Origin of the sequence: Streptomyces sp. NPDC005017, from assembly GCF_042873115.1 — a bacterium.
Lineage (GTDB): Bacteria > Actinomycetota > Actinomycetes > Streptomycetales > Streptomycetaceae > Streptomyces.
This window is the reverse complement of sequence record NZ_JBIALD010000009.1, coordinates 15,842-30,497: the sequence shown is the minus strand read 5'-3', so window position 1 is coordinate 30,497 and position 14,656 is coordinate 15,842. Positions and strand designations below refer to the sequence as shown.

General features: G+C 70.6%; 9 protein-coding genes. 5 read left to right on the top strand and 4 right to left on the bottom strand.

Going from position 1 to position 14,656, the window contains the following annotated elements; genetic code table 11:
• Positions 1-115 precede the first annotated feature (115 nt).
• Together ACFYR0_RS15720 and ACFYR0_RS15715 are read left to right on the top strand one after the other, a co-directional pair.
• Positions 116-1,033, top strand: coding sequence for an ABC transporter permease (locus ACFYR0_RS15720; RefSeq protein ID WP_389327171.1), 918 nt, complete (start codon positions 116-118; stop codon positions 1,031-1,033).
• Complete coding sequence (locus tag ACFYR0_RS15715; protein WP_389327168.1) at positions 1,026-1,871, top strand: ABC transporter ATP-binding protein; 846 nt, start codon at positions 1,026-1,028, stop codon at positions 1,869-1,871. The genes ACFYR0_RS15720 and ACFYR0_RS15715 overlap by 8 nt, the downstream gene beginning before the upstream one ends.
• 68 nt (positions 1,872-1,939) lie before the next feature.
• Here the strand turns inward: ACFYR0_RS15715 and ACFYR0_RS15710 are convergent, their stop codons facing one another.
• A complete protein-coding gene (locus ACFYR0_RS15710) occupies positions 1,940-6,874 on the bottom strand; it encodes an NAD-glutamate dehydrogenase (protein WP_389327165.1) in 4,935 nt (1,644 codons plus the stop codon).
• A 719-nt stretch (positions 6,875-7,593) separates the two neighbouring features.
• Here ACFYR0_RS15710 and ACFYR0_RS15705 point away from each other — a divergent pair.
• A complete protein-coding gene (locus tag ACFYR0_RS15705) occupies positions 7,594-8,160 on the top strand; it encodes a DJ-1/PfpI family protein (RefSeq protein ID WP_389327161.1) in 567 nt (188 codons plus the stop codon).
• A gap of 152 nt (positions 8,161-8,312) precedes the next feature.
• Here the strand turns inward: ACFYR0_RS15705 and ACFYR0_RS15700 are convergent, their stop codons facing one another.
• Both ACFYR0_RS15700 and ACFYR0_RS15695 read right to left on the bottom strand, forming a co-directional pair.
• Positions 8,313-8,978, bottom strand: a complete 666-nt coding sequence (locus tag ACFYR0_RS15700; RefSeq protein WP_389327159.1) for an HAD family hydrolase — start codon at positions 8,976-8,978, stop codon at positions 8,313-8,315.
• Positions 8,979-9,103: 125 nt separating this feature from the next.
• On the bottom strand, positions 9,104-9,619 hold the full coding sequence (locus ACFYR0_RS15695; protein ID WP_389327156.1) for a DUF6912 family protein: 516 nt from the start codon (positions 9,617-9,619) through the stop codon (positions 9,104-9,106).
• Positions 9,620-9,976: 357 nt separating this feature from the next.
• Here ACFYR0_RS15695 and ACFYR0_RS15690 point away from each other — a divergent pair, with 357 nt between their 5' ends.
• Positions 9,977-10,744 carry an Rv3235 family protein gene (locus ACFYR0_RS15690; protein ID WP_389327731.1) on the top strand — a complete coding sequence of 256 codons (768 nt, stop codon included), beginning with the start codon at positions 9,977-9,979 and terminating at the stop codon, positions 10,742-10,744.
• 157 nt (positions 10,745-10,901) lie between these two features.
• Here the strand turns inward: ACFYR0_RS15690 and secA are convergent, their stop codons facing one another.
• Positions 10,902-13,754, bottom strand: coding sequence for a preprotein translocase subunit SecA (secA, locus tag ACFYR0_RS15685; protein ID WP_389327153.1), 2,853 nt, complete (start codon positions 13,752-13,754; stop codon positions 10,902-10,904).
• 280 nt (positions 13,755-14,034) lie between these two features.
• Between secA and ACFYR0_RS15680 the strand changes: the two genes are divergently transcribed.
• Positions 14,035-14,619: a GNAT family N-acetyltransferase gene (locus tag ACFYR0_RS15680; protein WP_389327150.1), complete on the top strand. Its 585-nt coding sequence runs from the start codon at positions 14,035-14,037 to the stop codon at positions 14,617-14,619.
• Positions 14,620-14,656: the final 37 nt, after the last annotated feature.

The following is a 14,656-nucleotide window of genomic DNA, read 5'->3' as shown; positions in this document are numbered from 1 at the left end:
CCGACGCCGACTCGGCCTACGCTCACGTTGCGACGATACGGTCCCGTCCCGACGTACGTAAGAGAGGGGTAAGGACCCCCGCCGCACCGCCACCCCCCGAGCGAAAGCAGCCGATGTGAGCCAGGTCCTCCAAGCACCGCCCCCCACGGCGCCGCCGGCCGACGGCGACCTCGCCGCGCTGGCCGCGCGCCACGGGCTGACGGTCAGCGGCGCCCGTGCCTCGCTGCCCGGTTACATCCGCCAGCTGTGGGCCCGGCGCCACTTCATCGCGGCGTTCTCCACCGCCAAGCTCACCTCCCAGTACAGCCAGGCGAAGCTCGGACAGCTCTGGCAGGTGATGACACCGCTGCTGAACGCGGCGGTCTACTACCTGATCTTCGGCGTGCTGCTCCAGACCAAGCGCGGAGTCCCCGACTACGTGCCCTTCCTGGTGACGGGCGTGTTCATCTGGACGTTCACACAGAGCTCGATCCTGGCGGGCACGCGCGCGATCTCCGGCAACCTCGGCCTGGTGCGGGCCCTGCACTTCCCGCGGGCCGCGCTGCCCATCTCGTTCTGCCTCCAGCAGCTGCAACAGCTGCTGTTCTCGATGGCCGCGCTGTCCGTGATCCTGCTGGGCTTCGGCGTGCCGCCGGCCGCGTCCTGGCTGCTGGCGGTCCCGGCGCTGGTGCTCCAGTTCGTCTTCAACGCCGGTGTCTCGCTGGTCCTGGCCCGCCTCGGCGCCAGGACCCCCGACCTGGCGCAGCTGATGCCGTTCGTGCTGCGGACCTGGATGTACGCGTCCGGCGTGATGTTCAGCATCGACCACATCCTGCGCACCCACACCGATCTGCCGTCCTGGGTGGGCACCGTCCTCCAGCTGAACCCGGCCGCCGTCTACATCGACCTGATGCGCTTCGCCCTGATCGACAGCTTCCACGGGAGCCAGCTCCCGCCGCACGTCTGGGCGCTCGCGACCGGCTGGGCCCTCCTCGCCGGCATCGGCGGTTTCATCTACTTCTGGAAGGCTGAGGAGACGTACGGCCGTGGCTGAACTCATTCCCGGGACCGCCGAGAGCGTCCCCACCGTCGTCGCCGACCACGTCGACATCGTCTACCGCGTCAACGGCACGGGCGGCGGCCGAGGTTCGGCCACCGCCGCCCTCAACCGCATCCTGCGCCGCGGGCAGGCCGAGAAGGCCTCGGGCGTGCGCACGGTGCACGCCGTGAAGAACGTCTCCTTCGTGGCGTACAAGGGCGAGGCCATCGGGCTGATCGGCACCAACGGCTCCGGCAAGTCGACCCTGCTCAAGGCGGTCGCCGGTCTGCTGCCCGTGGAGAACGGCCGGATCTACACCGGCGGCCAGCCCTCCCTGCTGGGCGTGAACGCGGCCCTGATGAGCGACCTCACCGGCGAGCGCAACGTCCACCTCGGCGGCCTCGCCATGGGCATGACCCGGGAGCAGATCAAGGAGCGCTACCAGGAGATCGTCGACTTCTCCGGCATCAACGAGAAGGGCGACTTCATCACCCTGCCGATGCGCACCTACTCCTCCGGCATGGCGGCCCGGCTGCGCTTCTCCATCGCCGCCGCCAAGGACCACGACGTCCTGCTGATCGACGAGGCGCTCGCCACCGGTGACCGCTCCTTCCAGAAGCGCTCCGAGGCCCGTATCCGCGAGCTCCGCAAGTCCGCGGGCACGGTGTTCCTGGTCAGCCACAACAACAAGTCGATCCGCGACACCTGCGACCGCGTGCTGTGGCTGGAGCGCGGCGAACTGCGCATGGACGGGCCCACGGAGGAGGTCATGCGCGAGTACGAGAAGTTCACCGGCGACGCCAAGCCCAGGCCTCGGCCGAAGCCCGCCCCCGCGGCTTCCGTGCCCGCCTGAGCGAACGGCTCGGAGAAACGGGAGGCGCCCCGGGCCAGTGGCCCGGGGCGCCTCCCGTTCTCATGGCGTCACGTGTGCGTGCGCAGCAGGGTCCTCATCGTGCGCATCGCCACCGACAGGTTCGCCAGGTCGAACGCCTCCGAGCCCTGGATCTCCTCCAGCGTGACGCGGGCGCGGCCGAGGAGCGCCTGGTTCTTCCGCTCCCACAGCTCGAAGCGCTCCGCCGGTGTCGAGGAGCCGTCGCCGACCGCCAGGACGTCGGCGGTCACCGCCGCGTGGGCCGCGTACAGGTCCTCGCGGATGGCGGCACGCGCCATGGACTGCCAGCGGTCCTCACGCGGCAGCTCGATGATGCGGTCCATGAGCTGGGTGATGCGGAGCCGGTCGGCGAGGTCGTAGTAGACCTCGGCGACCTCCAGCGCCTCCTGGCCCGTGCGGTCGGCCACCGAGACGATGTCCAGCGCCGGGAAGGCGGAGGAGAACCCGGCCACCCGGCTCGCCAGCTCGTCCGGCACACCGGAGGCGGTCAGCTCGTCGTGGATCTGCTGCCACCACTCGAGGTCCGCGCCCTTGATCAGCTTGGGCATCTGCTGCCAGACCTGCTCCACCCGCTCGGCGAAGAAGGCGACCGTCTCGGCGAGCTCCAGGGGCTGCGGGCGGTTGTTGAGCAGCCACCGCGTACCGCGCTCGACGAGGCGGCGCGAGTGCAGCCGGATGCGGGTCTGCACCGCGGCCTCGACCCGGTTGTCGAGGGCCTCGACGCCGTCCCACACCTCCCCCGAGCGGAAGATCACGCGCGCGGCGGTCTGCGCCCGCACGATCTCCTCCAGCGACGCCCCGGTCTCCTCGCGCATCCGGTGCAGATACGTCGTACCACCGGTGTTGACCGTGTCGTTGACCAGGACGGTCGTGGTGATCTCGCGGCGCAGCGGGTGGTTGTCGATGTGCGCGGCGAACTCCGTGCGCAGCGCGGTCGGGAAGTAGGCGTCCAGCAGGCTGCGCAGATACGGGTCGTCCGGCAGCGTGGTCGCCAGCAGGTCCTCGGCGACCGTGATCTTCGTGTACGCCAGCAGGACCGCGGTCTCCGGGCCGGTCAGGCCCTGCCCGGAGGTCACGCGCTCGCGGATCTGGCGGTCGGTCGGCAGGAACTCCAGCGCCCGGTCGAGGTGGCCCTCGCGCACCAGGTGGCGCATGAAGCGCTGCTGGGCGTGGAGCATGTCCTTGGACTGGGCGAGGGCGTTGGCGATCGCCGTGTTCTGCGCGTAGTTGTTGCGCAGCACCAGACGGCCGACCTCGTCGGTCATCTCGGCGAGCAGCTTGTTGCGCTGCTTGACGGTCATGTCGCCCTCGGTGACCAGACCGTTGAGCAGGATCTTGATGTTCACCTCGTGGTCGGAGGTGTCCACGCCCGCGCTGTTGTCGATGGCGTCGGTGTTGATCCGCCCGCCGTGCAGCGCGAACTCGATGCGGCCGAGCTGGGTCAGGCCCAGGTTGCCGCCCTCGCCGACGACCTTGACCCGCAGGTCGCTGCCGTCGACGCGGATGGAGTCGTTGGCCTTGTCGCCGACGTCGGCGTTCGACTCGTTGGAGGACTTGACGTAGGTGCCGATGCCGCCGTTCCACAGCAGGTCGACCGGAGCGTGCAGGATCGCCTTCATCAGGTCGGCCGGCGTCATCTTGGAGACCTTCTCCTCGATGCCGAGGGCCTCCCGGATGTGGCTGTTGAGCTGGATCGCCTTGGCCGTGCGCGGGAACACGCCGCCGCCCGCGGAGATCAGCCCGGTGTCGTAGTCGGCCCAGCTGGAGCGCGGCAGCTCGAACAGCCGGCGGCGCTCGGCGTATCCGGTGGCCGCGTCGGGGTTGGGGTCGATGAAGATGTGCCGGTGGTCGAAGGCGGCGACCAGGCGGATGTGCTCGCTGAGCAGCATGCCGTTGCCGAACACGTCACCGGACATGTCGCCGATGCCGACGACCGTGAAGTCCTCGCTCTGCGTGTCCACGCCCAGCTCGCGGAAGTGCCGCTTGACGGACTCCCAGGCACCGCGGGCGGTGATGCCCATGCCCTTGTGGTCGTATCCGGCCGAACCACCGGAGGCGAACGCGTCGCCCAGCCAGAAGTTGTACTGCTCGGCGACCCCGTTGGCGATGTCGGAGAAGGTCGCGGTGCCCTTGTCGGCGGCGACGACGAGGTAGGTGTCGTCCTCGTCGTGGCGGACCACGTCCGCCGGGGGCACGACCTCGCCGGCCACCATGTTGTCGGTGATGTCGAGCAGCGCGGAGATGAAGGTCTTGTAGCTGGCGACGCCCTCGGCCAGCCACGCGTCCCGGTCCACGCTCGGGTCCGGCAGCTGCTTGGCGACGAAGCCGCCCTTGGCGCCGACCGGCACGATGACGGTGTTCTTCACCATCTGCGCCTTGACCAGGCCGAGGATCTCGGTACGGAAGTCCTCACGCCGGTCGGACCAGCGCAGACCGCCGCGCGCGACCTTGCCGAACCGCAGGTGCACGCCCTCGACGCGGGGCGAGTAGACCCAGATCTCGAAGGCCGGGCGCGGCGCGGGCAGGTCCGGGATGGCCTGCGGGTCGAACTTCATGGACACGTAGTCGTGCCACTGGCCGCCCGCCGCCTCCTGGAAGAAGTTGGTGCGCAGCGTCGCCTTGATCACGGTGAGGAAGGAGCGCAGGATGCGGTCCTCGTCGAGCGAGGCGACCTGGTCGAGCGCGGCGTCCAGCTCCTCCAGCAGGGCGTCGACCAGCTCGTGGCCCGCTCGCTGCCGGTCGGGCGACATCCGCGCCTCGAACAGCGACACCAGCAGCCGGGTGGTGTGGACGTTGTTGCGGAGGGTGTCCTCCATGTAGTCCTGGCTGAAGGTGGAGCCGGCCTGGCGGAGGTACTTGGCGTACGCGCGCAGCACGGTGGCCTGCCGCCAGTTCAGCCCGGCGCTCAGCACGAGGGAGTTGAATCCGTCGTTCTCGGCCTTGCCGGTCCAGGTGGCGGCGAAGGCCTCCTGGAACCGCTCACGGGCGTCGTCGGCGAGGTAGTCGCCGTTGCCGCCGCCCTGCGTCTTGGGCACGCGCATGCCGAAGTCGTAGATCCAGGCGACACTGCGGTCGGCGCAGCGCAGTTCGTAGGGGCGCTCGTCGATCACCTCGACGCCGAGCCGGTTGAGGACCGGCAGGACGGCGGACAGGGAGACGGCCTGGCCCTTTCGGTAGATCTTGAAGCGGCGCTCGTCGGGGGCGGCGCCCATCGGCTCGTAGAGGCTGAGCGCGAAGTTCTTGTGCTCGTCCAGCCGCTCCAGGTGGATGAGGTCGGCGACCGCCGCGCGCGGGCTGTGGTCGGCCTTGTAGCCCTCGGGGAAGGCGTTGCCGTAGCGGCGCAGCAGTTCCGCGGCGCGCTCCTCGCCGAGCTCGGCGTTGAGCGCGTCGGCGAAGCCGTCGGCCCAGGAGCGGGCGGCCTCGACCAGACGGGCCTCGATGCGCTCCTTGTCGAGGTCGGACAGCTGCGGCAGCTCGGTGCCCGGGGGGACACGGACCACGAAGTGCAGCCGGGACAGGATCGACTCGGTGTTCCAGGCGGTGAAGTCGACGCTGACGCCGCCGAGCTCCTCCTTCAGGATGTCGATGATCCGCAGACGTACGCCGGTGGTGTAGCGGTCGCGCGGGAGGTAGACCAGCGCGGAGTAGTAGCGGCCGTACTCGTCCTGGCGCAGGTACAGGCGCAGCCGGCGCCGCTCCTGGAGGTACAGCACGGAGGTGGCGATCGCCTGGAGCTCGTCGACGGGCGTCTGGAACAGCTCGTCGCGCGGGTAGGTCTCCAGGATCTGGAGCAGGTCGCGGCCGTCGTGGCTGGCGGGCGAGAAGCCGGCGCCCCGGAGGACCTCGTCGACCTTGCGGCGGATGACCGGCACACGCAGCACGGACTCGGTGTACGCGGCCGAGGAGAACAGGCCCAGGAAGCGGCGCTCGCCGACGACCTCGCCGTTCTCGTCGAACTTCTTCACGCCGACGTAGTCGAGGTACGACGGGCGGTGGACGGTGGCGCGGCTGTTGGCCTTGGTGAGGACGAGGAGCTTGTGCTCCCGGGCCTTGGCGCGGGCGTCGGCGGGCAGCCGCTCGAAGGACGGGCTGACGGGGTGGCTCTCGTTCCCGGCGTGGTGCGGGTCGGAGCGCAGTATGCCGAGGCCGGTGCCGGGGACGGCGGCCAGGGAGTCGTCGTCGCGCAGCTGGTACTCGCGGTAGCCGAGGAAGGTGAAGTGGTCGGCGGCCAGCCAGCGCAGCAGCTCGCGGGCCTCCTCGACCTCCTGGCTGCGCAGGTCGTCGGCGACGGGCTCCTGCGGGAGGTCCTCGGCGATGCGCAGGGCCGCGTCGCGCATCTTCTCCCAGTCCTCGACGGCCTCACGGGCGTCGGACAGGACGCGCAGCAGATCGACGGTGATCTGCTTGAGGTCGGCGCGGTCGGTCTCACGGTCGATCTCGACGTGGATCCAGGACTCGACGTGCGCGTCGTGCGGCAACTCGCCGGTGTGCGGCGTGCTGAGCAGCTCGATGAGCTTGCCGGTCAGATCGCGTCGCACGACGACCTGCGGGTGGATCACGACATGGATGCCGCGGCCCTGGCGGGTCAGCTCGTTGGTGACGGAGTCGACCAGGAACGGCATGTCGTCGGTGACGACCTCGACCACCGAGTGGCTGCTCGCCCACGAGCTCTCTTCGACCGTGGGAGTGTGCACCCGCACGTTGGCCGTGCCCTGGGGGCGGTTCTCGGCCAGGCGGAAGTGCGAGTAGGCGGCTCCGAAGACGTCGGCCGGGTCTCGGCCGGACAGGTCCTCCGGGGCGGTGTGCAGGTAGTAGCGCTGGAGGAACGCGAGCACGGCGGCCCGGTCGGGGGTGCCGTGTTCCGTCGTCCCAGTCGGTAGGTGCCCCCCGACCGGGCTGTTCTCAGCTACCCGGGCGGCCCGTTCGAGCAGCTCGGCCTTGGCTTCGTCCAGCTTGGTCTGCATTGTCCTCTGACTCCTGTCGCGCGCCGTTGCGTGACGTTGAAAGGTGTTCGGTCTCTCCCTGCCCGGCCCGGCGCCGCAGCGACGCGGGGTGTCCGGTCCGTGCCGTCGCTGTGCCGCGAAGGGAGAAGCGCGGTCGGTTGTCGGCCGATTCCGATGCCACCGGGGGACGGGACGCCGAAGTGGGCGCTGTCCGGATCCGGTGGGTGCTCGGAGGGGTGTTCGGCGTCCTGGGGGCCGTCACGACCCCGCCCCGCCCGCGAAGACCAGCGACCGCCGCCCGGTCACGGATGTCCTCCGTGCTCTCCGGGCGCGGGGCAGGGGCGTCGGCGCCCCCGCGAGATATCGCGCTGATCACGCCACCAGGCTATCGCTCCTTCCGGGGGGCACGTCATGAGCCGTATGTGTACAAAACTGGGGGGCGAACTTTGACGTTCTGCACAGAGACGGACGGCCGAAGTGGGGTACATGCGCTCGATCGGGTGACTGCGGGTGACTCCTGGGCCACGGCGGTCCGTCCGGCCGCCCCTGTGGTCCATGGCCGGAGAAGCCACGTTCCCTGTGATCCGTGCCGGAAACTCCGTCACCTGTGATCCGTGGCCGGAAAAGTCGACGGCTGCGCCGGGGGCGCGCAGGCTGAAACCGAGCGCGCCTCTTGGCAAGGCGCCGCCGAGGCGGCAGGTTGCCCCAAGAAGCCACGGTCCTGAGGGGAGCGCACGGCCATGACAGCGAAAATCCTCATCGTCACCGGAGACGCGGCGGAGTCCCTGGAAGTCCTCTATCCCTACCAGCGCCTGCGCGAGGAGGGCTACGAGGTCCATATCGCCGCCCCGACCCGCAAGAAGCTCCAGTTCGTCGTCCACGACTTCGAGGACGGCTTCGACACGTACACCGAGAAGCCCGGCTACACCTGGCCCGCCGACCTCGCCTTCTCGGAGGTCGAGCCCGGCGAGTACGTGGCCGTGGTCGTCCCCGGCGGCCGTGCGCCCGAGTACCTGCGCAACGACCCCGAGCTGCGCAAGCTCCTCAAGTCCTTCTTCGACGCGGACAAGCCCGTCGCCCAGATCTGTCACGGCCCGCTCCTCACCGCCTCGGTGGACGGTCTGCGCGGCCGCCGTGTCACCGCGTATCCCGCCCTCGAACTCGACATGCAGGCCGCCGGCGCCACGTTCGCCGACGCCGAGGCCGTCGTCGACGGCACCCTCGTCTCCTCCCGGGCCTGGCCGGACCACTCGGCGTGGATGCGGGAGTTCCTGACCGTGCTGCGGGCGAAGGCGCCGGTCACCTGAGCGGGCCGTCCGGCAGAGCCAGGCGTCTCGCCCCGGTGTCGCGGCGGGCCGGCGGTGCGCTGAGCGTCCGGTCCGGCTGACGGTGCGGGGAGTGCCAGGCAGGTGCGCCCCGCACCGGTCCCTCCCTGCCCTTGCGGGGGTCCGTGGCCGCCCTACGCCCCGATCCGCTCCGCCTCGGCGACCGCCTCCGCCAGCGTGTCCACGACCGGCACGCCCACGGTCTCCAGGCTGGCTCTGCTGTGCGACCCCCCGGTGTAGAGCACCGCGTGCGCCCCCACGTGCAGCGCGGCCACCGCGTCGTCGGCGGCGTCCCCGATCACCACGGTCCGTCCGGCGTCCACACGGCGCAGCGACCGCAGATGCCGCACCATGTGCTCGGCCTTGCTGCCCCCGGACGGCCCCGTCCGCCCGTCGACGCGGAGGAAGTGCGCCTCGATCCCGAACCCCCGCACCAGCGGCACGAGCTCCTCGTGCCCGTACATGCTGAGGATCGACTGGCTGCGCCCCGCCGCCCCCCAGTGCGTCAGCAGCTCGGTCACGCCCTCGGTCAGCCCGCAGCGTATGCGGTGCTGGGTGTAGTACCGGTGGAAGGTGTCGTCCATGACCAGCCACTCGGCGTCGGTGGGCAGGCGTCCCATCAGCCGCTCGTAGAACTTCGGCACCGGCACGCAGTACAGCGCCCGGTACTGCTCCAGCGTGATCGGCTCCAGGCCCAGCTCGGCGAACGCCGCGTTCGTCGCCCCGATGATGGCGTCGTTGTCGTGGAACAGCGTCCCGTTCCAGTCCCAGACGATGTGCGCCGCGTTGTGCATCCCCATGCCCAAGAACGTACCCGCCCCCACTGACAATCAGGAGAAGCACAGGTCAGCGGCGCGCGGAGGCGCAAACGGACCCCCACCACGGCTTCCAGGGTCCGGTGCGGCGGCAGGGGGACGATGCGGGTTCAGGCGCCCTGGCCCACCAGGTTCGGGATCTCCTGCGTGGCGAACCACAGCAGCTCGTGGTCCTCGGCGCCGTCCACGACGAACTGCGCGTCGTCGTCCCCGCCGTCCGCCGCCTCGAGCGCCCGCACCGCCGCCGTCACGTCCTCCTCCGCGTCGTCGGAGTCGACATGCACCGCGGCGGCCTTGGCCAGCGGTACGGCCGCGCCGAGCCGCACCTCACCGAGCGCGGCCGGGTCGAGCCCCCGGTCGGGGCCGGCCACGGCGGAGCCCTCGGGAACGTCGACGGCGACCACGACCCGGCGCCGCACGGCACCGGGCTCCGCGGCGAGCAGCCGCAGCGAGGCCAGCGCGGCACGGCTCAGAGCGGCGTACTCGAGCTCCTCGATGTCGTCGGAGAGGTACCACTCGCGCAGCGCGGGCGTGACGGCGTACGCCACGAACGGCTCGGCCTCCAGCTGACCCGTCTTGTACGCCTCGGCGAGACCGGAGAGGGTCAGGGGGACGTAGACGCGCATGAGCAGGCCGCTTTCGTGTCGGAGGACTGACCGGACCCATGGGGCTCGGAGCTCCCCGATGGGCCTTCAGGATACGGTCGGTGTCCCCTTTCGAGTTGCCGTCCCCGGCCTCTGGGACGTCCACCCCGGTCCCGGAATTCACCCGGCCCACCCCTCGGGACACTGGCCGGGGCATCCCCTCACCACCCTGATAGGTGAACTTTCCGTGGCCCGGCCACGGGCTCGGGGGGTCCTTGCCGCCCCGGTCCCGCACCCCGTACAAGATCCCCACCGCGAAGTTACCGCCCGGTATGGCCGGGCCAGTCGAACGGGGACCTCATGGACATCACCACCACCGCAACCGCCGGCCTGCGCGTCATGGACAAGGTCATGACCAGGACCAACCGAGAGCACCTCGCCCCGCGTTCCGCCGCCGCGGCCCTCCCCGCCCACGCCCCGGCCCGGCCGGGCACCCGGCCGCCGACCCGACGCGACCCACGCCGGCCCGGGGGCCCCGCACCCCGGGCCGGCACCGCCCCGACCGTCAGGCCGCCGGGCTCCCCCGGGACCCTCGTCCCGGCCCCCGGCGCGCCCTCCACCGCACGCCCGCCCGGCACCCGGCCGACCGCACCGGGCAGTCCGTCCCGGGCCCTCCCCGGCCCGCTGAGCCCCGAGCCGCCGACGCCCACCGTCGGCCGCGAGGCCACACGCGGCGCCGGGACAGCCCCGCCCGCCCGGCCGACGCCCCGCCCGACGGCCGTCCCCGCCCAGGCCACGCCTCACCGCCCGGTGCCGCAGCCCCGCCCCACCGACCTCTTCGCCGACCGCCTGCTGCTCGTCCTCAGCGGCCAGCGCCCGGTCCACTGGATGCTGCGCCACACCGCGGGCCAGGCCTACGACGACCTCACGCGGCTCGCCGAACGCGGCTCCCTGCGCACCCGTGGCACCCGGCCCGTCGTCCGCGACATCGGCTACTACGTGCCGCGCGACGGCGCCGTCGAGGCCTTCGCCCGGATCGCCGCGGGCGACCAGCTGCGGGCCATGGCCTTCCGTCTGGAACTGGGCCGCGACCGGCGCTGGCGCTGCACGGCCGTGGAACTGGGCCGCACGGCAGGGGCGTCCGGCGCGCCCGCCGACGCCCTCTGACGCACCCCCGTACGCGAGGACGGCCGGTCTGTCGAAGTCTTGGGGCCGCAGAGCCGCCCGGCCACACGGCCCGCGGCGCACGCACACGCCGAAGGGCCGGCCTCCCGCTGGGAGGCCGGCCCTTCGGACCGGCGGAGCCAGGACGCCCCGCGCGGTGTCACTTCTTGCGGCGGCGGCCCGCGGCGCCCCGCGCCTGCTTGCGGCGCTCCGCGCGCGTGAGGCCGTCGGCCTCGGAGCGCACCGGCTCGCCGTCCTCGGCGAAGTCGCCCTCGATGGTGCCGCCCTCACCGTCGACGGTCGGCGCGGAGAAGTGGAGGTTGCGCCGCTGCGGGGCGTCCAGGCCCTTGGCGCGGATCTCGGGACGCCCGCCGGCCTGCGCCGGAACGGAGTCCTGCTTCTCCAGGTCGGCCACCGGCTTGGTGTCCTCGACCGGGACCTCCTCGACCTGCTGCTCGACCTGGACCTCCAGGTTGAACAGGTAGCCGACGGACTCCTCCTTGATGCCCTCCATCATGGCGGTGAACATGTCGAAGCCCTCGCGCTGGTACTCCACCAGCGGGTCCTTCTGCGCCATCGCGCGCAGGCCGATGCCCTCCTGGAGGTAGTCCATCTCGTAGAGGTGCTCGCGCCACTTGCGGTCCAGGACCGACAGCACCACGCGGCGCTCCAGCTCACGCATGATCTCCGAGCCGAGCTGCGCCTCACGCGACTCGTACTGCTCGTGGATGTCGTCCTTGATGGACTCGGCGATGAAGTCGGCGGTCAGTCCGGCACGGTCGCCGGCCGCGTCCTCCAGCTCCTCGACGGTGATCTTCACCGGGTAGAGCTGCTTGAAGGCGCCCCACAGGCGGTCCAGGTCCCAGTCCTCGGCGAAGCCCTCGGCCGTCTCGGCGCCGATGTAGGCGTCGATGGTGTCGTCCATGAAGTGCTGCACCTGCTCGTGCAGGTCCTCGCCCTCCAGGACGCGGCGGCGCTCGCCGTAGATGACCTCACGCTGGCGGTTGAGGACCTCGTCGTACTTCAGGACGTTCTTACGGGTCTCGAAGTTCTGCGTCTCGACCTGCGACTGCGCGGAGGCGATCGCGCGCGTGACCATCTTGTTCTCGATCGGCACGTCGTCCGGCACGTTGGCCATCGACATCACGCGCTCGACCATCTGGGCCTTGAACAGCCGCATCAGGTCGTCGCCCAGCGACAGGTAGAAGCGGGACTCGCCCGGGTCGCCCTGACGGCCGGAACGACCGCGCAGCTGGTTGTCGATGCGCCGCGACTCGTGGCGCTCGGTGCCGAGCACGTACAGGCCGCCGAGGGACTCGACCTCGTCCTTCTCGGCCTTGACCGCGAGCTCGGCCCGCTCCAGGGCGGCGGGCAGGGCGTGGGCCCACTCCTCGATGTGCTCCTCGGGGTCGAGGCCGCGCTGACGCAGCTCGGCGTCGGCGAGGTCCTCGGGGTTGCCGCCGAGCTTGATGTCCGTACCACGGCCGGCCATGTTCGTGGCGACCGTGACGGCGCCCTTGCGGCCGGCCTGGGCGACGATCGTCGCCTCACGGTCGTGCTGCTTGGCGTTGAGCACCTCGTGCTGGACGCCGCGCTTGCTGAGCTGCTGCGAGAGGTACTCGGACTTCTCGACCGAGGTGGTGCCGACGAGGATCGGCTGGCCCTTCTCGTGCTTCTCGACGATGTCGTCGACGACCGCCTCGAACTTGGCGACCTCGGTGCGGTAGATCAGGTCCGACTGGTCCTTGCGGATCATCGGCCTGTTCGTCGGGATCGGGACCACGCCGAGCTTGTAGATCTGGTGGAACTCCGCGGCCTCGGTCATGGCCGTACCGGTCATGCCGGAGAGGCCGGGGAGCTCCTTGCCGGCCTGGTCGTGACGCTTGTACAGGCGGAAGAAGTTCTGGAGGGTGATCGTGGCGAGCGTCTGGTTCTCGTCCTTGATCGCCACCCCTTCCTTCGCCTCGATCGCCTGGTGCATGCCCTCGTTGTAGCGGCGGCCGGCGAGGATACGGCCGGTGTGCTCGTCGACGATCATGACCTCGCCGTCGATGACGACGTAGTCCTTGTCCTTCTTGAAGAGTTCCTTGGCCTTGATGGCGTTGTTCAGGTAGCCGACCAGGGGGGTGTTCACCGACTCGTAGAGGTTGTCGATGCCCAGCCAGTCCTCGACCTTGGCGACACCGGTCTCGTGGATGGCGACCGTGCGCTTCTTCTCGTCGACGTCGTAGTCGCCGGACTCCTCGATGCCCTTCAGCGGCTGCCCGGCCTCACCGCGCTTGAGGCGGGTGACCAGCTTGGAGAAGTCGCCGTACCACTTGGTGGCCTGGTCGGCCGGGCCGGAGATGATCAGCGGCGTACGGGCCTCGTCGACCAGGATGGAGTCGACCTCGTCCACGATGGCGAAGTTGTGGCCGCGCTGGACCAGCTCGTCCTTCGACCAGGCCATGTTGTCGCGCAGGTAGTCGAAGCCGAACTCGTTGTTCGTGCCGTAGGTGATGTCGCTCGCGTACTGCTCACGGCGCTGCGCCGGCGTCATGTTGGCGAGGATGCAGCCCACGCTCAGGCCGAGGAACCGGTGGACGCGGCCCATCATCTCGGAGTCGCGCTCGGCCAGGTAGTCGTTGACCGTGATCAGGTGCACGCCTTCGCCGGACAGGGCGTTCAGATAGGCGGGCAGGGTACCGACGAGGGTCTTGCCCTCACCGGTCTTCATCTCGGCGACATAGCCGAGGTGCAGGGCCGCGCCGCCCATGATCTGTACGTCGTAGTGGCGCTGGCCGAGCACGCGCTTGGCGGCCTCACGGACGGTGGCGAACGCCTCGGGAAGCAGATCGTCCAGGCTCTCACCGTCGGCGTAGCGCTGCTTGTACTCATCGGTGAGGGCCCGCAGCTCGGCGTCGGAGAGGTCGACGAAGTCCTCTTCGATGGAGTTGACCTGGTCCGCGATGCGGTGCAGCTTGCGCAGGATCTTGCCTTCGCCTGCACGCATGATCTTCGAGAGGACGGACACGGGGGTTGGTCTCCTTGCCGGTCGGGCCTGGGACGGTCGGTTTCCATTTGACTTACTGAGCAACGGCCATCGTATGCGAGGACCCGGCTGGGCCGGGAGGCCTGCCGTGACCGGGCTGCCCGTTGCTTCCGGTGTGCTCCGGAATTCTCCTTCACGAGGGACAACGGACGGAGCTGCGGGATGGTGCCGGAGGGCTCCGACGAATCGCGCGAAATGTGATCACACGCTCACGCACCGCGAGGAGATGGCCATCCGGCCCGCCCGCGCGCAGAATCTGGCGATGGAACCCGTCACTCTCACCACCGAGCGGCTGCTGCTGCGCACGGTGGGCCCGCGGGACACCGACGCGGTCCACGCCGCCGCGCAGGACCCCGACATCCAGCGGTGGATCTCGCAGTTCCCCTCCCCCTATCTGCCGGAACACGCGCGTGCCTTCACCGGACAGGTCGTCCCGGAGGGCTGGGCGCACGACTCGATGTTCACCTTCGGCGTCTTCCTCTCCTCCTCCGGTGCGCTGGCGGGCATGCTCGGCCTCACCATGCGCTCGCTGGCGACGGCGGAGGTCGGCTACTGGGCGGCGAAGGAGCACCGGGGCCACGGCTATCTGACCGAGGCCACCGCGGCCGCCTGCCGCTGGGCCTTCACCGAGCGGGCGGTCGACCGCGTCGAGTGGCGCGCGGAGGTGGGCAACCACGCCTCCCGCGCGGTCGCCGAACGCGCCGGTTTCACCATCGAGGGCACCCTGCGCTCGGCCGTGAACAACAGGGGTGTGCGCCGGGACTGCTGGGTGGGCTCGCTCCTGCCGTCCGACCTGGGCCTGCACTCGGCCGCGCCGTACCTCCCGGCGCCCGTGCACCGGCCGTAGCCGCAGGCCGGGCCCGGCTGTCAGTGGCAGCGCCTAT

What these genes read in the sequence shown, in the direction of transcription:
- ACFYR0_RS15710 (WP_389327165.1), bottom strand. Translation starts at nt 6,874, where the DNA reads ATGCAGACCAAGCTGGACGAAGCCAAGGCCGAGCTGCTCGAACGGGCC.
- ACFYR0_RS15705 (WP_389327161.1), top strand. Translation starts at nt 7,594, where the DNA reads ATGACAGCGAAAATCCTCATCGTCACCGGAGACGCGGCGGAGTCCCTG.
- ACFYR0_RS15700 (WP_389327159.1), bottom strand. Translation starts at nt 8,978, where the DNA reads ATGGGGATGCACAACGCGGCGCACATCGTCTGGGACTGGAACGGGACG.
- ACFYR0_RS15695 (WP_389327156.1), bottom strand. Translation starts at nt 9,619, where the DNA reads ATGCGCGTCTACGTCCCCCTGACCCTCTCCGGTCTCGCCGAGGCGTAC.
- ACFYR0_RS15690 (WP_389327731.1), top strand. Translation starts at nt 9,977, where the DNA reads ATGGACAAGGTCATGACCAGGACCAACCGAGAGCACCTCGCCCCGCGT.
- ACFYR0_RS15680 (WP_389327150.1), top strand. Translation starts at nt 14,035, where the DNA reads ATGGAACCCGTCACTCTCACCACCGAGCGGCTGCTGCTGCGCACGGTG.